The organism is Rubrimonas cliftonensis, from assembly GCF_900107585.1.
GTDB lineage: Bacteria > Pseudomonadota > Alphaproteobacteria > Rhodobacterales > Rhodobacteraceae > Rubrimonas > Rubrimonas cliftonensis.
Map to the genome: position 1 here is coordinate 92,255 of NZ_FNQM01000007.1, position 18,779 is coordinate 111,033.

Below are 18,779 nucleotides of genomic sequence, written 5' to 3' on the forward strand. Positions count from 1 at the left end.
CGCGCCTGCGCCCCGCCGTCAAGCGCTGCGGCCGCAACCTCGCACGCCAAATGCGTGGCGCCGCGTTCCCGCGCCGGCTATGTCTCGTGCGGTGGCCGGGGGATTTCGAGCCGCATGGAAGACTTGCTCAAGCTGCTGGCGAAGCTGGGCGTCTGGGGCGTTTTCTTCGGCGTCTGCTACGGCTTCGCGCGACGCTACTTCCACGACCTCTACAAGCAGCCCGACAAGGGCCGCTGGATAGCCCGCCTGCGCCACGACGGCTTCGCCAGGCGCTACCGCGAGATGCTGGCCGCCGCGCTCGACCAGCTCGACCGCCGCCTCTCGCCAGAGGCGGACCCGACGCCCGGCGCGCCCAAGGCCGAGGTCTCGCGCGCGTGGAGCCACGGCCTGCTCGACAAATGCCCGCTGCTGGCCGTCGCCTACCCGATCCTCTCGGTGCTGATCTGGTGGGCCGCCACCGGCGAACCCGGCCGCATCGGCGACCTCACGGTGATCGAAGCGCAGCACGCCGTCCCTGGGCGCCTCGCGGCGATCGGCGCCCTTGCGCTCTCGGCGCCGGTTTTTCTTCTTTGGCAGGTCGCGGCACTGTTCGGGCGGCCCGCGCTCGACGCACTGCTAAGGCTTTTCGAAGCCTTCGCGCGCGGGATCGGCGCGGTCTGAGCGCCGCGCCCTCACGGCACCAGCCGCAGCGCCTGGAGCTGGCCGCCGATGGCGCCGAAGGCGTCCGACAGCGCGGCGCCGGAGGGGGCGTCGAAGTACTTCTGCCCGGCGATGCGGGTGTCGGTCTCGGGGTCCGACGCGCAGCTTCCATAGGTCGCCCGCGTCGCGTCCCCGACATTGCCGAAGGTGATGGTGTAGAGGATCACGCCCGCCGCCTTGATGCTGGAGCAGAGCCGCAGCATCGACGGGTCGATCTGGCTCTTGGCGAGCACCTCGTCCGGCCGGCCATAGGCGGTCATGTCGGTCTGGTAGTGGCCGTTCTGGCCGTCGGTCATCATGACGATGATCTTGTGGTGATAGGGCGTGTCGTAGGGGCGCGGCATGTCGGGCGCGGCGACGCCGGACGCGTCGCGCCACAGCCCCGTCCAGCGCGGCGACACCATCCGCCACGCCCAGGCCAGCCCCACATTGCCGTAGGTGCCGCCGCGCGACCACGCGTCCACCCGCTCCACGCCCGCCGCCGCGTCGCCGTCGATGGCCGCCATGACCGCCGCGCGCGAGCTCGTCAGCGGCGTCGAGGGCGCCGGGCAGCCGAGGTTCGGGCCGTAGCCGTCATTGCCCCTGGTCTGCCGCTCGTCGATGAAGGGGTCGAAATCGCTCGGGTCGGCCGGGCACCAGGCGCCGATGGCCGGGCCCTTCGCGATGTACGAACCGGCGTTGCCCTGCACCAGATAGGAGCAGGTCGGCGCCGGGCACTCCTTCTTGCCGCTCCCATCGCCCTGGCTCTTGTTGTCCTCGTCGCACTTGCCCAGGCCGTCGCTCCCGCCCGAGCCGCTGTTGCCGTCGCCGTCGCCGTCCCCGGCCGCCAGCGCGGCCAAGGCGGCATCGAAGTAGGCCTCCGGCGGCCACATGTTCCGATGCGCCGGATTGGACTGGAGATACTGGTCGAAGGTTATCGGGTCGTCGTCGACGACCGAGGAGGGCCAGAGCAGCGGCGTGAACATCGCGCCCGGCCCCGGCGGATCGTCGGTCTCGCCCAGCGCGGCGCTGCGCGCGCGCACGCAGCCTTTCCAGGTGCTCGGCGCATAGGCGGCGTCGACGTCGGCGAGCGGCGCGTCGAGCCAGCCGGCATGCTGGCGCCCGATGTTCATCGAGGCGCTGTAGTTCACGACGCCCACATGCAGGTTAGGCGAGGCGTCCTCCCCGGCGAACAGCGTCTCCGCCAGCAGGCGCGCCGCGACGCGAAGCTCCGCGATGCGTGCGCCGGTCATCGAGCCGGTGTTGTCGAGCGCCAGCGCCACCTCGATCGACAGCGCGGTGCGCGAGGCCGCGGCGTCGACATGTACCTTCTGAACGTCGTCGCCGCCGAGATAGCTCAGCAGCCTCAGCGCCGCGAGACCTATGTCGGCGTCCACCGTCACCCGCACCGTCTCGGTCAGGCCCTTGGTGGCCGGCTCCACCACGACGCCGAAATTCGCCACCGCCACGCCGCCCACGCCGCCGTCGAGGGACGCGTCGAACACCATGCGCGCCAGCGCCTTCAGGTCGGCCTCCTCCAGCGAGACCTCCCGCGCCGCCGCCAGCGCCGCCGCGTCCGCCGCGCCCTGCAGCCGCAGCCGCGTCACCTCCACCCGCGTCATGTCGGTGACCATGGCGGCGATGAGGCCGGTCAGCCCGATCGACGCCGCCGCGATCACCGCCACCGCGCCTTCGCGCGCGGCGAGCAGCCGCCGCAGCCCGCGGGGGCCGGCGGGCGCCGGCGCGTTCCCCGCCCCGCCGCTCTGGGCCCCGCCGCTCTGGGCCCCGCCGCTTTGGGCCCCGCCGCTCCAAGTCCGGCCCGTCATGGCGCGGCCAGCGTGGTGAGCGGCGCGCTGCGGGTGCGGAAGAGCGCCCGGCGGTAAATCGTCGGCTGTTCCCCGAGCAGGCTCGCGAGCGCCGCCCGCCCCACCACCGCCGGCTCGAACTCGAAGAACACCTCGGCCACGATGAAGGCCCGCCCCGCCGGCAGCGGCGGCAGCGTCGCCAGCCGTCCGGGGTCGGCGCCAGCCGCCGGCCCCGTCGCCCGCATCCAGTTGACCGTCGCCGCGCCGGCGCCCCCGCCGGTGACCGAGCTGATCGTGACCGCGCCGCTCGTCCCGAGGTCGAGCGGCTGGGCCAGGATGCGCGCGAGCGCGAAATACGCCCCGGTGTCCGTGCTCTGGGTGAGGTCGTCCTCGGCCGGGCGGTCGCGCACGGCGTCCGCGCGCGACACCGCGTCGGCGAGCGCCAGCGCCGTCTGGTCGGCGCTCGCGGCAAGCGAGAGATAGCGGGCCGCGTCGAGGCACCCGACGGCCATCAGCAGCGCCAGCGGCAGCATGAACGCCGCCTCCATGGCTACCGAGCCGCGCCGGCAGCGCAGGCTCCGGCCGAGCAGGCCGAGCAGGCGGGTCAGGCGCTCAATAGGGCTCATTGCGCACCACGAGTTCGGCGCTGCGGAAAGTCATGTCGCCCGTCACCGGCCACAGCAGCGGGTGCCGCACGTCCTGCGCGATGGTCAGCGTGAACACCACATAGTCGCCCGAGCCGCCGAAGTCCGAGCGGCCCATGTCGGCGTCCCACCGCCCGTTGCCGTTCACGTCGTCGTAGTCCTCGCCGGCGTCATAGACGCCGTTGGCAGGCGGCGCGTCCACGAACGGCTCGGGCGCGCCGATGTTGCGCGGGTCGACGTAGGCGCGGCTCTCGATCAGCAGGGGCGAGGTCACGCCGTCCCCGCTCAGCGCGCTCCAGCGGGTCGACCAGTGGCAGACGCCGGCGACGTCGGGGCAGACATGGGCGGCGACGATGCGGCGGATCGCCTCCTGCCGGGTCTCGCCCGGCAGAGCGTCGCCCATGGCGGCCTGGCGCGCCGCCGCCGCCGCGCCGGTCTCAAGGGCCACGCCGCCCGCATGCAGCGCCAGCGCCGCAGCGCCGAGCGTCGTCAGCAGCACGGCGACGGGCGCGATCAGCGCGAACTCCACGGCCGCGAGACCCGTTCGGTCGCGCAGCAGCGCGCCGAAGGCGGCGCGCGCGCCCGCCGCAGCCGGGAAGGACCGCGCCGCCGTCATCTGAGCGAACGGTAGAAGGCGAGGTTCTCGGCCGCCTCCTGCGGCGTCAGCGCCGCCGAGAGCACCATCTCGGCCTTGTCCATCTCGCCGTTGAGCGCGTAGGCGAGCGCGAGGTTGTGGGTCGCCTGCGGCGCGCGCGCGCGGGCCCGGGCCAGCGCGTCCAGCTCGCCCGCCGCGGCGGCCGCGTCGCCGCCCAGCGCCCGCGACAGGGCGCGGTTCGACATCACGCCCCGGTTCGTCGGGTCGCGCGCCAGCACGCCGTCATAGAGCCGCTGCGCCGCGTCGTGGCGGCCCCGCAGGTCGAAGGAGACGGCCAGCCCGTTCATCGCCGCGACGTCCTCCGGCGCGAGGGCCAGCGCCGCGTCGAAATGCGCCTCCGCCCCGGTCGCGTCGCCCTGCGCCAGCGCCGTGCGGCCCAGCCCCGTGCGCGCCGCGGCGGAGGCCGGGTCGAGCACGGCGAGCCGGCGATAGGCGTCGGCGGCCTCGGGCCAGAGCCCGGCGCCGTAATAGGCGTCCGCCAGCGCGCGCCACGGCTCCGGCGCCAGCGGCTCGGCCTCCGCCGCGCCGCGCAGGATGCGCACCGCCGATGCCAGGTCGCCGCCGGCCGCGGCGGCCTCGCCCAGCCGCATCGCGCTCTCGAAGCCGACCGCAGGCTCATCGGCGGCGGCGCCCAGGTTCGCGCCGAAGCCCGGCCCCGGCGCGCCGAACGCGCAGCCGGCCAGCGCCAGCGCCGCGCCCGCCGCCCACGCCGCGCGCATCAGCCGATGTGGCGCGCCGCCGACGGCGGCGATCTGCGGTCGCGTGAGGTCATCCGTCATGAGGTTCTCCTCGGTCGGCCCCGGTCGGGGAAGGGTTGCGGGCGGCGGCGGTGGCCATGTCAGAACAGCGCCATCATCGACAGCGCCGCCGGCCCCACCACCACCACGAAGACCGCGGGCATGATGAAGACGATCAGCGGCAGCGTGAGCAGCGCCGGCATCTTCGCGCCGCGCTCCTCCAGCGCGATGATCCGCGCCTGCCGCAGGTCGGCGCCCAGCGCGCGCAGCGACTGCGAGAATGGGGAGCCGTAGCGGATGGTCTGCGTCAGCGTCATGGCGAAGGCGCGCGCCTCCGGCATGTCGAGACGGGCGGCGAAGTTGCTCAGCGCGTCGGCGCGCTCGGGCAGCGCCTGCAGCTCGGCGGTCGTCACCGCGATCTCACCGGCCATGTCCGGCGAGAAGGCGGCGAGTTCTCGCGCGATGCGGTCGAGCGCCATGTCGAGGCTCTGCCCCGCGTAGGAGGCGATCACCATCAGGTCGATCACGTCGGGCAGCGCGTCGCGCAGCCGCCGCCGCCGCGCCTCGCGCCGGCGGCGCAGCGCCAGCTCCGGCAGGATCGCGCCGACGATCATCCCGAAGCCTGCCCCGGCGGCGATCAGGATCGTCGAGGGCGCTTCGAACAGCGCATGGCGCGTGGCCGCATAGCCGGCGACCGCCCCGAGCCCGGCGACGACGAACTTCGCCGCGGCCAGCCAGCGCAGCGCGCCGGGGTCGCGGAAACCCGCCGAGACCAGCAGCGCCGCGATCTCCGCCCGCTCCCTCTCCCGCGGGAAGAAGGCGCGCGACAGCATCGCGCCGAGCGGCCCGAGCGCGTCCTGCGCCGCGCGCGCCAGCGCGCCGCGCAGGTCGGCGGCGGGGTCGGCGTCCGCGCTGCGCAGCGCCAGCGCCATCCGCGCCGCGACCCGCCTGCGCCGCGCGGCGCGCCGATCGACCAGCATCGCCACCGCCGCCAGCGCCGCCAGCCCGCCGATCAGGGCGATCGTCGTCGCCGCGTCCGTCGTCGCCGCGTCCGTCATGGCCGCGCCGTCACGATCGCGCGCACGATCAGCATCCCGACCGCGAGCAGTCCGACGGCGGCCATCAGCATCGTTCGCCCCGGTCCCTCCGCCAGCAGCAGGCCGAACTGCGCCGGGTCGAGCAGATAGACCGCGACGCCGGCGACCAGCGGGATCAGCCCGACGATGGTGGCCGACATCCGCCCCTCGGCGGTCAGCGCGCGGGCCTTGAGCCGCGTCTCCTTGCGCTTGCGCAGCACGGTGTGGAGGTTGTCGAGGCTGTCGGAGATCTGGCCGCCGGTCTCGCGCTGGATGACGAGCGCGATGGCGAGGAAGGTGAAGTCGGGCAGGTTCACCTCGTAGGCGGCGCGCCGCAGCGCCCGGCGCAGGTCCACGCCGAGGTCGTCGAGATCGGCGATGCGCGTGAAGACCGGACCGACCGGCGCTTCGAGCTCGCGCCCCGCCAGCCGAACCGCGCCGCTGGCCGGGTTGCCGGCGCGCACGGCGCGCCCGAGCAGTTCGACCGCCTCCACCAGCTGGTCGAGGAAGGCGACCGCCCAGCGCCGGCGCAGCTCGCCATGGCCGATCCAGCCCGCCGCCAAAGCGGCGCCCAGCGCGATGAGGGCGTCGTGGAAACCGGGCAGCCCCAGCGCGAACGATACGCCTCCGGCCGCCAGCCCGGCGAAGGCGGCGCCGCCGCAGAGCCAGGCGAAGGGCCTGACGCCGCCGACGCCGGCCGCCAACGCCTCGATCCGCTGCAGCGCCGCGCCGCCGAAGCCGCTCGCGCGGTTCTCGAACATGCGCCACTCTTCGGCCAGCGCCGAGTTCGACGGCCCCCTCCCGGCGCGCCGCAGCGCGAGCGCCGCGAGCCGCGCACGCATGCGCGCCCGAGGCCCCGCGCGCCGCCGCACCTCGCTCCAGAGCGCCAGCGCCAGCGCGCAGACCATCATCGCGCCGAGCGCCGGCATGGGCCTCAGCGCGAGCTGCTCGGCGACGGTGCGCAGCGCCTCGACCGCCATGCTCAGTCCGCCTGCATCAGCGATTCGAGCTCGGCGTCGAGCCCGTAGTCGGACGCGCGGCGCGCGAAGGCGGGGCGGATGCCCGTGAACGCGAAATGGCCCCGAATCCCCTCGCCCGGCGCACCGCCCTCGTTGACGAAGCGGAACAGCTGCTGCGTCGTGACGACCTCGCCCTCGGCGCCGCTGATCTCCACGATCTCGGTCACGCGCCGCACGCCGTCGCGCATCCGGCTGACCTGCGCCACCAGATGCACGGCCGAGACGATCTGCGCGCGCACGAAGCGCAGCGGCAGGTTCGGGTTGCCGGAAATCACCATGTTCTCCAGCCGCACCAGCGCGTCGCGCGCGGTGTTGGCGTGGATCGTCGTCATCGAGCCGTCGTGGCCGGTGTTCATGGCCTGCAGCACGTCGAAGGCCTCCGGCCCGCGCGTCTCGCCGAGGATGATGCGGTCGGGCCGCATCCGCAGCGCGTTGACCACCAGTTGCCGCTGGTCGATGCCGCCCTTGCCCTCGATGTTGATCGGCCGCGTCTCCAGCCGCACGACATGGGGCTGGTGCAGCTGCAGTTCCGCGGCGTCCTCGATGGTGACGACGCGCTCACCCGCGCCGATGAAGCCCGAGAGCGCGTTCAGCAGCGTGGTCTTGCCCGAGCCGGTGCCGCCCGAGATGATCACGTTGAGGCGGATGCGCGAGGCGATCTCCAGCACATGCGCCATCTGGTGCGAGAGGTTGCCCTGCCGCGCCATCTGCGCCAGCGAGATGCGATTCTTGGCGAACTTGCGGATCGAGACCGCCGTGCCGTCGATCGCCAGCGGCGCCGTGACGATATTGACGCGGCTGCCGTCGGCGAGCCGGGCGTCCACCAGCGGGCTCGCCTCGTCCACCCGCCGGCCCACCGAGGCCGCGATGCGCTGGGCGATGTTGGTGAGCTGGGCGTTGTCGGCGAAGGTCACGTCGGTCAGCGTCAGCTTGCCTGCGCGTTCGACATAGACCTGCTTGGGGCCGTTGATCATGATGTCGGTGATCGTCGGATCGGCCAGCAGCGGCTCGATCGGGCCGAGGCCGAACATGTCGTCGAGCAGGCGCTTGGCGAGCGCGTCCTGGTCGGCGCGGCTGAGGCGCAGGCGCTGGTCGACGACGATCTCGCCCACCAGCGGGCGCAGCTCGCGCTCCATCGCGTCGCGCCCGCCCAGCACCGCGGCGGAGACGTTGATGCGCGCCATCATGGCCGCGCGCACCGCGCCATAGGCGGCGTCGCTGACGGCGCCCTCCTCGATCGGGAGCGGCGCGCGATCCGCGCGCGGCGCCGCCGACCCAGCCGGGGCCGCCGGGGCCGCCGACACAGCGTGTTGCTGGGCCGGACGCGCCGCCGCGCCGTCGGCGTCGCCGCCGTGGCCGCCGGGCGCGGCGACGGCCGGCGGGGCCTCCGGCGGCTCGACGCGCCGCGGCTGACGGCGGCCGAAGCTCATCGCCGTCCCAGCACGCTGGCGATCAACCGCCGCACGCCGGTCGGCCGGCTCGGCGCAAGCCCCGAGATGCCCGCGACGATGCGCTCGGCGGCCAGCGCGATCGGCCCGCCCCCGGCCGCCAGCGGCTCGCCGAGATTGTCGCCGCGCTGGGCGGCCGTGCGGTCGTAGGCGATCTCGAGGTCGGGCGCGCGGCCCAGCGCCTCCGCCGTCAGCGCCTCGTCGACGGCGCCGCGCAGGCCCGGATGGTGGTCGTTCAGCGCCAGCATCGAGCCGCCGGTGCCCGACTTCGCAAGCTCGAGCAGGCGCGCGCCGTCGCGCAGGCCGGCCAGCGTCCGGTCCGTCACGATCACCCGGTTGCGCGCCCGGCCGAAAAGGCCGGCGAACACCGGCCCGAAGCGTCTCGGCATGTCGACGACCACGAAATGGAACTGCTCCGCCACGCGCTCCAGCACCGTCTCCAGCGCGTCGGGGTCGATGGCCGCGGCGGCGCCGAGCGGCGCCTCGTCGGCCAGCAGCGACAGCCGCGGTCCCGCCTGCGCCATCGCCTGCTCAAGATAGACGGCGTCGAGGCGCTGCGCGTTGGCCAGCGCGTCGATCAGCCCGCCGGTCTGCACGCCGAGCTGCGCGCCCGCCGCGCCGCCATGCAGGTCGAGGTCGACAAGCGCCACGCGGCGCTTGCGCACGGCGGAGAGCCGCCACGCCGTCGCCACGGCCAGCGTCGTCGTCCCGACGCCGCCGCGCGCGCCGGCGAAGGCGATCAGCCGTCCTCGGCGCGCGCCGAGGCCCGCCTCGCGCAGCGCCGGCTGGACACTTTCGACATAGGGCGCCAGAAGCTCGGGCGAGACCGGCTTCAGCAGGTAGTCGGCGACCCCGGCCCGCACCAGCTCGCGGAAGAGATAGACCGAGTCGCGGTCGCCGATGGCCAGCACGGTCACACCCGGGTCACAGGCCTCGGCGAGCCGATCCATCTCGCTGAGAGGCGTGTCGATGCCGCTGAGATCGACGATAACCAGCCGGGGCGGCGCGTCGGCCTTCTCCAGCTGATCGATCAGCCGGTCGACGCCGCCGCGGAACGCCAGCGCCCGCCCTGGGCCGACCGCCGCCGCGAGATAGTCCGACAGCATCGCTGCGGTCGCGGGGTCGGCGACGGCGGCGAGCACCTCGTGACGCGGACCGGCGCCCTTGCGCGGCGCGGTCGCGCGGCTCGCCGGAGCCGGCCGCCCCGCGGCCTCGCCCGGGGCCTTGGCGTCGCTCGCTCCCTCCGTCACGACGGCCTCCCCGACCCGTGCGGCGCGGCCATCACAGGCCCTCCACTGTCGCGGTCCGTTCCGGCAGCGGCGCGGGACCGGTCTCGCGATGGCGCGTCACCGAGCGCGCCAGCGCCGCCGCTGGCGCCGGGCTCTCCGCGCGCGGTCGGGGCGCGAGATCCTCGCGGCGTGCGATCATGGCGTCGAGCGCCCGCTCGGTGTGGCAGCCCAGCGTCCGGCCGTCGGCCGGCGACGGGTTGCCGAGCGCGGCGTCGAACGGGTGATCCATCCGCACGTCGTCCCATGAGGGGCAGATCGAGGCGTCGACATGGTCCAGCGCCTCGAGACGATCGAGGTCGCCGGCCGCCTCCGCCGCCGCGCGCGCCTCGGCGATCTTCGGCGCCCAGCCATAAGCGTAGGGCGCGCGATCCGGGAACGGCGGCGCGACGCACCCCGAAAGAGCCGCCAGCGCCAGCGCCGCCGCGCCGGCCGATGCCGCGCGCGCGCTCAAAACACGAACCCCACCTGGCCGTGCAGACGCCCCGCCGTCGCGCCCGCGCCGCCGCCGCGGGCGCGCCGCGCCAGCAGCGCCTCCAGCGACTGCCCCGCCGCGGGCCCGCCGACCGGCGTCGGCAGCGCGTCGGGCCGGGTCGGCCGCACCACATAGGGCGTCACCGTCACGATCAGCTCCGTCTCCGCCTTCTGGTAGCGCGTCGAGGTGAACAGCGCGCCGAGCACGGGCAGGTCGCCGAGTCCCGGCAGCTTCTCGACCACGTCGCGCGTGTTCTGCTGCAGCAGCCCGCCGATCACGAGGCTCTGGCCGCTCGCCAGCTCCACCGTCGTGTCGACGCGGCGCACGATGAGCGCGGGTATCTCGAAGCCCTCCGCCTCGATCGCGCCGTTGGAGGTGATGTCGCTCACCTCCGGGCGCACCCGCAGGCTGATGCGGTCGGGCGAGAGCACGGTGGGCGTGAAGTCGAGGATCACGCCGAAGGGCTTGAATTCGATGGTGGTGCGGTTGCCGTCCTGCGCGACCGGGATCGGGAACTCCCCGCCTGCGGTGAAGCTCGCCGTCTCGCCCGAGAGCGCGGTGAGGTTCGGCTCCGCCAGCGTGCGCGCCAGCCCCTCGCGGTCGAGCGCGTCGAGCAGCGCGTTGAGGTCGAGATAGTCCGTCGAGACGCCGCCGGAGATCAGGCCGTAGGCGCCCGCGGTCGCCGTGAGCGGCACGGCCAGCCCGGTCCCCGTGGCGATGCCGAAGGTCACGGCGCCGACGTTCAGAACGCCCTGCCAGTTGATCCCGAGCCGGCGGTCGAGGTCGCGCGTCACCTCCGCCACCCGCACCCGCAGGTTCACCTGCGTCGGCGCGCTGACGGTCATGCGGTTGATCACCGAAAGCCCTTCGCCAAGTGCGCCGGCGACGGTCGCGGCGACCGCCTCGGCCTCCAGCGGGTCGGCGGCGTCGCCCTCGATCATCACCGAACCCGGCGCGGAGGAGAGGCGCACGGGCGTGCGCGGAAACCGCGCCGCCAGCAGCGCGCGCAGCTGCGTCAGCTCCACCTCCACGCGCACGTCGCGCACCGCGATCGGCGCGCCCGCCTCGTCGAGCGCGAAGAGCGTCGTACGGCCGGGCCTCTGGCCGAACACGAAGACGGACTGCGGCCCGGCGATCTGGATGTCCGCCACGTCGGGATGCGCGATGAAGACGGTCGCCGCCGGCGCGGCCAGCGAGACCAGCTCCGCCTCGCCGACCGTGAGCGTCAGCGCGCCGCGAACCTGCGCCGCCGCCTGCGTCGCAACCAGCGCCAGCGCCACCGCCGGGACTGCGGCCGCGGCCATGACCAACTTCATTGCGCGATCTCCTCGTTGCGCCCGCCGCGCATCACCGTGACCCGCGGGCTGATGGCCGGGGGCGCCGGCCCGTCGTCGGCCGGCGCCGCCCGCCCCGAAGCCGCGCGCGTCGCGGCGGAGACGTCCTGCGCCCAGGTCGGCCCGCTCTCGTCGTCTGGGTCGGGCGCGGCCTCGCCCTCGACGATGAGCGAGCGCAGCGTCAGCGACAGCGAGCCGAGGTTGCGCGCCACGGCGATCCGCTCCGCGCCCGCCGACGTGACCTCCAGCGTGATGGTCCGCGGCGCCGCCTCGCGCTCGTCCTCCCGGTTGCGGGCGGCGAGGGCCCCGCCGAGCCGCTGGTCGACCGCGATCACGCGGGCGTCGCGCAGGATGGTCTCGCTGGCCCAGCGCCGCCCCGGCGCCACGTCGGCGCCGACCTCGATCTCCTGCGTCAGCAGCAGATCGACCCGGTCTCCGGGGAAGATCAGTCCCGCCGCGCCGGTCACCTCGTTCACCGCCAGCGCCACGGCGCGGTAGCCCGGCCGCAGCACAGCGGCGAGAAAGCCGTCCTGGCCGGGCGCCAGCAGCGCGGACCGAGGCGCCGGAACGCCTGCTGGCACGGGGGCGATGATGACGGCGCCCAGCGGGTCCGACTCTCCCTCCACGATCCAGTCGTCCTCGACGAGCGCCGGTTCGATCGGCGCGAAGGGGGCCCGCGCGTCAGTCAGGAAGGTGCCCACCACCAGCGGCTCGGCGGCGACGCGCACCCGCGCGCGGGGCGCCTCGATCGCCTCGGCAGCCTGGCGCGGCCCATAGGCGACGTAAACGACGCCCGCCGCCGCGATCAGCAGCAGGAGGATCAGAATGCGGGAGAGCGCGCCCATCAGACCGCTCCCGCCGAGATGATGAGCGCGCCCGCGCCGGCGATGGCGACGCCGTAGGGCGCCTGCGCGCGGCGCGCGAGGACTAGCGCAGCCCCGCCCGGCGCGCCGCCCGCCAGCGCGGCGGCGAAGCGCGCCGCCCCGTAGGCGAGCGCCAGCGCCGCTCCGAACAGGCTCGTGAGCAGCAGGAAATCGGGGACGGCCGCGACCGGCAGCCACAGCGTCGCCGCCGCGGCCAGCTTGACGTCGCCGCCGCCCATCGCCCCAACGAAGAACAGAGCCGCGCCGCCGGCGAACACCGCCGCCGCCGCAAGTGCGGTCGCGCCGAAGCCCGCAGGCCCCATGTGCCACACGCTCCACGCCGCGCCCGAGATCGCCAGCGCGACGCTCACAGCGTCGGGGATCAGCCGGCGCGCCGCGTCGCACGCGGCGGCGGCGGCGAGTAGACCAAGCGCGATGATCGACGGTTGCTCCAAGTCGGTCGTCCTTTGTCGGGCGTACTACCCAGCCATGGGCCGCGGCGTCGCGCGCCGCGGCCGCTTCTGTTCTCGGCGAGCGGGCGCCAGCCCGGGCTACTCCGCTGTTGCGGCGGTCAGCGCGGTGATCTGGGCCTGCACGAAGGTGCCGATGCTGTCGTCGACGCTGCCGAGCGTAGCGGCGAGGCCGACGCCGACGACGCCGATCAGGATCGCATACTCGACGGCGGAGATGCCGCGACGGTCGCAAAGCAGCGCGTGCAGCCGGATCAGGATGTTCATGGTTCGACGCTCCGATTCAAAAGATCTGCAGTCGTCCTAGCCGACAAGGCGTGAAGTTTTGGTTTCACTGCGGCGCCTTGCGCCCTGGACGACTTGACAGCCGCCGCCCGCCGCCGCGCTTGACCCGTCGCGGCGCGCGGCGTACTCCCCGCGTCGGTCGAGCCGGTAGCTCAGTTGGTAGAGCATTCGACTTTTAATCGAACGGCCGTGGGTTCGAGTCCCACCCGGCTCACCACGACCGCGGAAACCCTGAGGCTTCAGAGCAATGGGGCCCGCTCCCGCGAGGCGCGCCTCCATGCGCGGCGTGTCGGGCACGGACCCGAATCGTTGCGTGCGACGGCCGATCGGCGGAGAATGCCGCTTTGTTCCAGCAGTCGGCGGGTCGCCCATGTTTTTTGCGCGTTGTCTCGGCGTCGTTCTTTCGACAGCCGCGTTTCTGACCCTGGCGCTAGCCGCCGCCGCCGCGCCCGGAGACGCCGGTAGGCGCGTCGCGCTCGTGATCGGCAACGGCGCCTACGCCTACAGCCCCGGTCTCGCCAACCCCGCTAACGACGCGCGGGCGATGGCGGCGCTGCTGGAGGGGATGGGATTCGAGGTCGTCAACACCGGGCCCGACGGTCCCGGCCTCGTCGATCTCGACCTCGCGGGCATGAACCGCGCCCTGGCGCTCTTCGGGCGGCAGGCCCGCGGGTCCGAGATCGCCGCGGTGTTCTACGCCGGCCACGGTCTCGAGGTCGGCGGAGTCAACTACCTGCTGCCCGTCGACGCGAGGCTCCAGGATGAGCTCGACCTGCCGCTTGAGGCCGTCGATCTCGACACCATGATGCGATTCGCCTCCGTCGCGTCCACCCGCATCGTCCTGCTCGACGCCTGCCGCGACAACCCGCTGGCCGCGCGCATGACCGTGTCGCAGGGCACGCGCGGCATCGGCCGCGGCCTCGCGCAGATCGACCAGGTCGAGACCGGCTCGCTGCTCGGCTACGCCACCTCGCCGGGCGCGGTCGCGAGCGACGGCGCCGGCGAGCACAGCCCCTACACCGCCGCGCTTCTGACGCATCTGGGCGCGCGGGGCGTCAGCCTGACAGACGCGATGACGCGGGTGAACGCCGCGGTGCAGGACGCGACCGGCGGCGCGCAGATCCCATGGATGAACTCGTCGCTGCGCGAGGTCATCCAGCTCGCCGGGCCGGCGCCGGCCGCCGAGCCCGCCGCCCCACAGCTTTTCGCCGCCCTCGGCGGCGACGGCCAGGACCGGGCGGCCGCCGGCGCGCAGCCGGCGCCGTCTCCGGTGGACACCGACCTGCTCGACTGGCGGCTTGCGACGCAGATGAACACCGCCGCCGCCTTCCGCGCCTACATCGCCACGCACTGCCCCGGCGGCCATGGCTGCGCGCTCGCCGAAGCCAGCGTCGCGTCGATGGCGGCTGCCGAAGTGTCCGGCGCCGCCGCTGTCACGACGGCCGAGCGCAAGGCGGCCGCCCTGCATCCAACGCTCTTCGACATGGCGGCCCTGACCCAGCCGCAGGACCGCGCCCCGCCTGGCGGCGCGGCTCCCCCGCAGCTCGCGCCGCAGCAGTTCGCCGTCCCGGCGCCGCCCCAGGTTCAGGCGTCGCCGGAGGCCGCCGCGCTCGCCTACCAGGAAGGTCTGAACCGGTCCGACAGGCTCGACGTGCAGCGGCGGCTCGACCTCGTCGGCTTCGACCCGCGCGGGGTCGACGGCGTGTTCGGCGCGAACACCTACGCCGCCATCTCGGCGTGGCAGGGCGCGCGCGGCTACGCGGCCACCGGCGTGCTGGGCGCGCAGCAGCACGCGCACCTTCTCAGCGAGAGCCAGCCGGCCTTCGACGCCTGGCGCGCGCGCGCCGCACGCCAGGCCCGCCAGACCCCGCAGAAGACCTACCAGCGCGCCGTCGCGCCGAGCGCGACCACCGAGGAAGCGTCGAACCCGAGGGGCGGCACGCTGATCGAGCGATTCCTCGGAGACGTGGGCGACCTGATCAAGCCCACGCCCACGCGCTGACGGCTTCGCCGGGGCGCGGGCCGCCCCGGCGAAGCCCCGCAGCCGCCCAGCGCGCCCGGAATGCGTCGCGAAGCAGGTCGATGCGCGCGCCAGCGCGTCGGCGCACGCTGCGCCGGTGGTTTCGGCGGGCCGTCAGGGCCTTGCCCGACCCGGATCGCCGCCGTTCCCGCAGGCGGAGGCGACGCCTCGGCCGATAAGGCCAACTCCAGGCGTTCCTCGCGATGCCCGGCGTCCCCTCGTCCGCCGGCGGGCCGCGCGTCGGGGTCGCCGCAGGCCATGACAGAAATCCCTGCAGAGGCGCCAGCGACGTCCCCCGGCCTCGCCGACGGCGCCGCCCTGCTCCTCGCCCGGCTGGAGGCGGAGAGCGCCGCGCCGGGCGAACGCGCCGCGCCGGAGGCGCTGCCGGCGCAGGGCCATGCGCTCGTCCGCATCTGCGCCTTCAAGCTCCTGAAAAGGCGCGACTGACGGGCGTGGTCAGGAATGCCGTCCATGGCCGCCGCCGCGTCAACCGGGGCCATCCCGAGGTGCTGCGCCGGCGCGTCGACCTGATCGACGGCCACTGCGACGCGCTGGCCGTCGGGCTCCCCTGAGCCGGCGTCAGCCGAAGCGGTTGTCGCGCGGGAAGCCGCGCGGCGCCATCCGCCCCGCCGAGCCGCGCTTGCCGACATATTCCGCGAGGTCGTCGCCGGCGACGGTGCGGGTGCGCCCGCCGTTCTCCTTCCAGCTCAGGCCCGCCGCCATGTCGATCACCACGGCGTCGCTCAGGGCGGCGTCCTTGTATTTCTGCAGCCGCACGCCCTTGCCGCGCGTCATCTCCGGCAGTTCCTCCAGCGCGAACACCAGCAGCCGGCGGTTCTCGCCCACCACCGCCACCGCATCGCCCGCCACCGGCGCGAACACCCGCGCCGTCGCGCCGGGGCCGAGGTTCAGCGCCTGCCTGCCCGCGCGCGTCTGCGCCACGAGATCGACCTCCGCCGCCACGAAGCCGTCCCCGGCGGAGGAGGCCAGCAGCCGCTTCTCCCCCGGCTGGTGCTTCACGAGCGCCACGATGTCGTCGTCCTGCGCCAGATCGACGATCAGCCGCAGCGGCTCGCCCATGCCGCGCCCGCCGGGCAGAAGATGCGCCGACAGCGTGAACACGCGCCCCGAAGCCGACAGGGCCAGCAGCTTGTCCGTCGTCTCGGCGTGGAGCGCGAAGCGGGGCCCGTCGCCGTCCCGAAACTTCTGTTCCGCATCGAGCGGCTGATGACCGCGCAGCGCGCGTATCCAGCCGTTCTGCGAGCAGATCACCGTCACCGGCTCGCGGTCGATCATCGCCTCCGGGCTCGCCGCCTCCACGCTCGGCGCCTCCGCCAGCGCCGTGCGCCGCGCCCCGCCGGGCGCGTCGCGGCCGAAGCGGCGGTCGGTCTCGCGGATCTCGTCGGCGATGGCGCGCCACTGCGCTTCGTCGGAGCCGAGCAGCGCCTCAAGCGCCCCGCGCTCGGCGGTCAGCTCGTCGCGCTCGCGCCTGAGCGCCATCTCCTCCAGCCGCCGCAGCGCGCGCAGCCGCAGGTTCAGCACCGCCTCGGCCTGCACGTCCGTAAGCCCGAACTCGGCCATCATCACCGGCTTGGGCTCATCCTCGGTGCGGATGATCTCGATGACGCGGTCGAGGTTGAGGAAGGCGATGATGTAGCCGTCCAGCACCTCCAGCCGCGCCATGATCTTCGCCAGCCGATGCCGCGAGCGCCGCCGCAGCACCTCGCGCCGGTGGTCGAGATAGGCGCGCAGCAGCTCCTTGAGCGAGCAGACCTTGGGCGTCCGCCCGTCGATCAGCGCGTTCATGTTGAGCGGGAAGCGCAGCTCCAGGTCGCTGAGGCGGAACAGCGTCTCCATCAGCACCGCGGCGTCCACCGTGCGGGCGCGCGGCTCCAGCACCAGCCGCACGTCCTCGGCGCTCTCGTCGCGCACGTCGGCCAGCAGCGGAACCTTGCGGGTGGTGACGAGTTCGGCCAGCCGCTCCACGAGCTTCGACTTCTGCACCTGATAGGGGATTTCGGTGACGACGATCTGGTAGACGCCGCGCCCGAGGTCCTCCACCTGCCAGCGCGCCCTGAGCCGGAAGCCGCCGCGCCCCGTCGCATAGGCCTGCGCGATGGCCTCCGGCGGCTCGACCAGCACGCCGCCGGTCGGGAAGTCCGGCCCCTGCACCTTCAGCGCCAGCGCGTCGTCGCCAGCCTCGGGGTTGTCGAGCAGCATCAGCAGCGCCGCGCACAGCTCGCCCGCGTTGTGCGGCGGGATAGAGGTGGCCATGCCGACCGCGATGCCGCTCGCCCCGTTCGCCAGCAGGTTCGGGAAGGCCGCCGGCAGCACGACCGGCTCCTCCTCGGAGCCGTCATAGGTCGGGCGCATGTCCACCGCGTCGGCGTCGAGCCCGTCGAGCATCGCCGCCGCCACCGCCGTCAGCCGCGCCTCGGTGTAGCGCTGGGCGGCTGCGTTGTCGCCGTCGATGTTGCCGAAATTGCCCTGTCCGTCGATCAGCGGATACCGAAGACTGAAGTCCTGCGCCGCACGAACCAGCGCATCGTACACGCTCAACTCGCCATGTGGATGAAACTTGCCGATGACATCGCCAACGACGCGCGCCGATTTCTTGAACCCGCTGCCCGGATCGAGCCTCAACTGTCGCATCGCAAACAGAACCCGGCGATGCACCGGCTTCAGACCGTCGCGCGCATCGGGCAGCGCGCGGTGCATGATCGTCGAGAGCGCGTATTGCAGGTAGCGCTCGCCCAGCGCCCGGCTCAGCGGTTCATGCAATATGTCGGGGAGGTCGGGCGTATCGGTCATAGATGTAGCTTAGCGCCGGTCCTCGACCGGGTCCAGCGGCTCCGCCAGCCGCCCCGATCTCGACAGCGCCAGCGCGATGGGCCGCGTGCGCGGGAACTGGCTGAACACGATCATCAGGATCACCGTGATGGGGATGGCGAGGAACATCCCGGCAGGCCCCCACATCGCGCCCCACACCACCAGCAGCAGCAGGATGACGAAGCCCGAGAGGTTCAGCCGGTCTCCCATCACCCTCGGCAGCACCACCTCTCCGGCGGTGAACTGGATCGCCGCCAGAACCGGGATGAGGACCAGCAGCCGCGACGGATCCTCGAACTGCAGCAGCGCATAGACGCAGGGGATCGCCACGCCGAGGATCGAGCCGATGGTCGGAATGAAGTTCAGCCCGAAGGCGAGAAATCCCCAGAAGGCCGCCCCTGCCACGCCGAAGACCCACAGCGTCAGCCCCGTCGCGACGCCGACCCCCAGCGAGATCAGCGTCATCAGCCACAGATAGGCGCGCGTCTCGTCGGCGATGTGCTTGAGCGTCGCGCGCAGCCACGCGCGGCGCTCGGGGTCGGGCGCCAGCGCGCGCAGCTTGGCCTCGTAGTAGCGCTGATCGACCAGCAGGAACATGACGTAGAGAAACACCAGCGCGACCCCGCCGACGAGCTCCCGCGCCGCCGACAGCACGCGCGTCAGAACGCCCTCGAGGTCGTAGCCGGAGAGAATCGCCTCCAGATCGATCGGGCCGGCCAGCCCGACCGCGGCCATCGCCTGATTGGCCGCCGCGAGAAGCCGCTCGTCCACGCCGGCGAGCCCCTCGGTCAGCGCGCCGACGTTGCGCGCGACGATCTGGATCACCGCCAGCACGCCGACCAGCAGCACGCCCATCGCCGCGGCGGTGCAGACGGCGCGGGGCAGCGCCGGGGCGCGAAAACTCAGCGCGTCCGCCAGCGCGTTGATGAGAAACCAGATCAGCACCGCCACGGCGATCGGCGTGAGGTAGGGCCGCCCCAGCGTCAGCGCGGCGATCAGCAGCACGACGAAGCCGAGCCCGTAGAACAGGTCGCGCAGCGTCATGCGACGCCGGGGGCGATCCGGCTGCGGGGCGGCCGTTTCGTCGGCCTGCGTCTCCAGCGTGGTCTGTCGCGGCATGGCGAAGGCTCCATGGCGTTTGCGCGCGCCAGGGGG

18 protein-coding genes and 1 tRNA gene are annotated in these 18,779 nt (G+C 73.9%); 4 read left to right on the plus strand and 15 right to left on the minus strand.

The window, feature by feature from the left end; genetic code table 11:
* Positions 1 to 114: 114 nt before the first annotated feature.
* Positions 115 to 660: a hypothetical protein gene (locus tag BLW43_RS12860; protein ID WP_093254034.1), complete on the plus strand. Its 546-nt coding sequence runs from the start codon at positions 115 to 117 to the stop codon at positions 658 to 660.
* Between the two features lie 11 nt (positions 661 to 671).
* On the opposite strand, the gene BLW43_RS12865 is transcribed toward BLW43_RS12860, so the two are convergent.
* The 13 genes from BLW43_RS12865 to BLW43_RS12925 form a co-directional block, all read right to left on the minus strand.
* The gene (locus BLW43_RS12865; RefSeq protein ID WP_093254036.1) at positions 672 to 2,504 is read right to left on the minus strand and encodes a vWA domain-containing protein; all 1,833 of its coding nucleotides are present in this window, start codon (positions 2,502 to 2,504) and stop codon (positions 672 to 674) included.
* Positions 2,501 to 3,109, minus strand: a complete 609-nt coding sequence (locus BLW43_RS12870) for a TadE/TadG family type IV pilus assembly protein (protein ID WP_139284050.1) — start codon at positions 3,107 to 3,109, stop codon at positions 2,501 to 2,503. Before BLW43_RS12870 ends, BLW43_RS12865 begins: the two co-directional genes overlap by 4 nt.
* On the minus strand, positions 3,096 to 3,743 hold the full coding sequence (locus BLW43_RS12875; protein ID WP_093254038.1) for a hypothetical protein: 648 nt from the start codon (positions 3,741 to 3,743) through the stop codon (positions 3,096 to 3,098). The genes BLW43_RS12870 and BLW43_RS12875 overlap by 14 nt, the downstream gene beginning before the upstream one ends.
* Positions 3,740 to 4,561: a tetratricopeptide repeat protein gene (locus BLW43_RS12880; protein ID WP_093254040.1), complete on the minus strand. Its 822-nt coding sequence runs from the start codon at positions 4,559 to 4,561 to the stop codon at positions 3,740 to 3,742. The genes BLW43_RS12875 and BLW43_RS12880 overlap by 4 nt, the downstream gene beginning before the upstream one ends.
* Positions 4,562 to 4,620: 59 nt before the next feature.
* On the minus strand, positions 4,621 to 5,577 hold the full coding sequence (locus tag BLW43_RS12885) for a type II secretion system F family protein (RefSeq protein WP_093254042.1): 957 nt from the start codon (positions 5,575 to 5,577) through the stop codon (positions 4,621 to 4,623).
* Positions 5,574 to 6,575 carry a type II secretion system F family protein gene (locus BLW43_RS12890; RefSeq protein WP_093254044.1) on the minus strand — a complete coding sequence of 334 codons (1,002 nt, stop codon included), beginning with the start codon at positions 6,573 to 6,575 and terminating at the stop codon, positions 5,574 to 5,576. The genes BLW43_RS12885 and BLW43_RS12890 overlap by 4 nt, the downstream gene beginning before the upstream one ends.
* A gap of 2 nt (positions 6,576 to 6,577) precedes the next feature.
* Entirely contained in the window at positions 6,578 to 8,044 is a 1,467-nt protein-coding gene (locus BLW43_RS12895; RefSeq protein WP_093254046.1) for a TadA family conjugal transfer-associated ATPase, read from the minus strand.
* Positions 8,041 to 9,312, minus strand: a complete 1,272-nt coding sequence (locus BLW43_RS12900) for a CpaE/TadZ family protein (RefSeq protein WP_093254047.1) — start codon at positions 9,310 to 9,312, stop codon at positions 8,041 to 8,043. The genes BLW43_RS12895 and BLW43_RS12900 overlap by 4 nt, the downstream gene beginning before the upstream one ends.
* Before the next feature lie 31 nt (positions 9,313 to 9,343).
* Complete coding sequence (locus BLW43_RS12905; protein WP_093254049.1) at positions 9,344 to 9,802, minus strand: hypothetical protein; 459 nt, start codon at positions 9,800 to 9,802, stop codon at positions 9,344 to 9,346.
* Positions 9,799 to 11,139 (minus strand): type II and III secretion system protein family protein, encoded by a 1,341-nt coding sequence (locus BLW43_RS12910; protein WP_093254051.1) that lies wholly within the window; start codon positions 11,137 to 11,139, stop codon positions 9,799 to 9,801. The genes BLW43_RS12905 and BLW43_RS12910 overlap by 4 nt, the downstream gene beginning before the upstream one ends.
* Positions 11,136 to 12,002 carry a Flp pilus assembly protein CpaB gene (cpaB, locus tag BLW43_RS12915; RefSeq protein ID WP_093254053.1) on the minus strand — a complete coding sequence of 289 codons (867 nt, stop codon included), beginning with the start codon at positions 12,000 to 12,002 and terminating at the stop codon, positions 11,136 to 11,138. The genes BLW43_RS12910 and cpaB overlap by 4 nt, the downstream gene beginning before the upstream one ends.
* Positions 12,002 to 12,475, minus strand: coding sequence for a prepilin peptidase (locus BLW43_RS12920; RefSeq protein WP_093254055.1), 474 nt, complete (start codon positions 12,473 to 12,475; stop codon positions 12,002 to 12,004). Before BLW43_RS12920 ends, cpaB begins: the two co-directional genes overlap by 1 nt.
* A 96-nt stretch (positions 12,476 to 12,571) precedes the next feature.
* Positions 12,572 to 12,757: a Flp family type IVb pilin gene (locus BLW43_RS12925; protein ID WP_093254057.1), complete on the minus strand. Its 186-nt coding sequence runs from the start codon at positions 12,755 to 12,757 to the stop codon at positions 12,572 to 12,574.
* Positions 12,758 to 12,916: 159 nt separating this feature from the next.
* Here BLW43_RS12925 and BLW43_RS12930 point away from each other — a divergent pair.
* From BLW43_RS12930 to BLW43_RS12940, 3 genes are all read left to right on the plus strand, one after another.
* A tRNA-Lys gene (locus tag BLW43_RS12930) sits at positions 12,917 to 12,992 on the plus strand.
* A gap of 153 nt (positions 12,993 to 13,145) precedes the next feature.
* Positions 13,146 to 14,777, plus strand: a complete 1,632-nt coding sequence (locus tag BLW43_RS12935; RefSeq protein ID WP_175478886.1) for a caspase family protein — start codon at positions 13,146 to 13,148, stop codon at positions 14,775 to 14,777.
* Positions 14,778 to 15,053: 276 nt separating this feature from the next.
* The gene (locus BLW43_RS12940) at positions 15,054 to 15,242 is read left to right on the plus strand and encodes a hypothetical protein (protein WP_093254061.1); all 189 of its coding nucleotides are present in this window, start codon (positions 15,054 to 15,056) and stop codon (positions 15,240 to 15,242) included.
* 132 nt (positions 15,243 to 15,374) lie between these two features.
* On the opposite strand, the gene parC is transcribed toward BLW43_RS12940, so the two are convergent.
* Together parC and BLW43_RS12950 are read right to left on the minus strand one after the other, a co-directional pair.
* Positions 15,375 to 17,606: a DNA topoisomerase IV subunit A gene (gene parC / locus BLW43_RS12945; protein WP_093254063.1), complete on the minus strand. Its 2,232-nt coding sequence runs from the start codon at positions 17,604 to 17,606 to the stop codon at positions 15,375 to 15,377.
* 9 nt (positions 17,607 to 17,615) lie between these two features.
* Complete coding sequence (locus BLW43_RS12950; protein ID WP_093254066.1) at positions 17,616 to 18,743, minus strand: AI-2E family transporter; 1,128 nt, start codon at positions 18,741 to 18,743, stop codon at positions 17,616 to 17,618.
* Between the last annotated feature and the right edge of the window lie 36 nt (positions 18,744 to 18,779).

Bases quoted from the DNA above. Each gene is read 5' to 3' on its own strand.
- BLW43_RS12860 (WP_093254034.1), top strand. From the start codon at position 115: ATGGAAGACTTGCTCAAGCTGCTGGCGAAGCTGGGCGTCTGGGGCGTT.
- BLW43_RS12865 (WP_093254036.1), bottom strand. From the start codon at position 2,504: ATGACGGGCCGGACTTGGAGCGGCGGGGCCCAAAGCGGCGGGGCCCAG.
- BLW43_RS12870 (WP_139284050.1), bottom strand. From the start codon at position 3,109: ATGAGCCCTATTGAGCGCCTGACCCGCCTGCTCGGCCTGCTCGGCCGG.
- BLW43_RS12875 (WP_093254038.1), bottom strand. From the start codon at position 3,743: ATGACGGCGGCGCGGTCCTTCCCGGCTGCGGCGGGCGCGCGCGCCGCC.
- BLW43_RS12880 (WP_093254040.1), bottom strand. From the start codon at position 4,561: ATGACGGATGACCTCACGCGACCGCAGATCGCCGCCGTCGGCGGCGCG.
- BLW43_RS12885 (WP_093254042.1), bottom strand. From the start codon at position 5,577: ATGACGGACGCGGCGACGACGGACGCGGCGACGACGATCGCCCTGATC.
- BLW43_RS12890 (WP_093254044.1), bottom strand. From the start codon at position 6,575: ATGGCGGTCGAGGCGCTGCGCACCGTCGCCGAGCAGCTCGCGCTGAGG.
- BLW43_RS12895 (WP_093254046.1), bottom strand. From the start codon at position 8,044: ATGAGCTTCGGCCGCCGTCAGCCGCGGCGCGTCGAGCCGCCGGAGGCC.
- BLW43_RS12910 (WP_093254051.1), bottom strand. From the start codon at position 11,139: ATGAAGTTGGTCATGGCCGCGGCCGCAGTCCCGGCGGTGGCGCTGGCG.
- cpaB (WP_093254053.1), bottom strand. From the start codon at position 12,002: ATGGGCGCGCTCTCCCGCATTCTGATCCTCCTGCTGCTGATCGCGGCG.
- BLW43_RS12925 (WP_093254057.1), bottom strand. From the start codon at position 12,757: ATGAACATCCTGATCCGGCTGCACGCGCTGCTTTGCGACCGTCGCGGC.
- BLW43_RS12935 (WP_175478886.1), top strand. From the start codon at position 13,146: ATGTTTTTTGCGCGTTGTCTCGGCGTCGTTCTTTCGACAGCCGCGTTT.
- BLW43_RS12940 (WP_093254061.1), top strand. From the start codon at position 15,054: ATGACAGAAATCCCTGCAGAGGCGCCAGCGACGTCCCCCGGCCTCGCC.
- parC (WP_093254063.1), bottom strand. From the start codon at position 17,606: ATGACCGATACGCCCGACCTCCCCGACATATTGCATGAACCGCTGAGC.
- BLW43_RS12950 (WP_093254066.1), bottom strand. From the start codon at position 18,743: ATGCCGCGACAGACCACGCTGGAGACGCAGGCCGACGAAACGGCCGCC.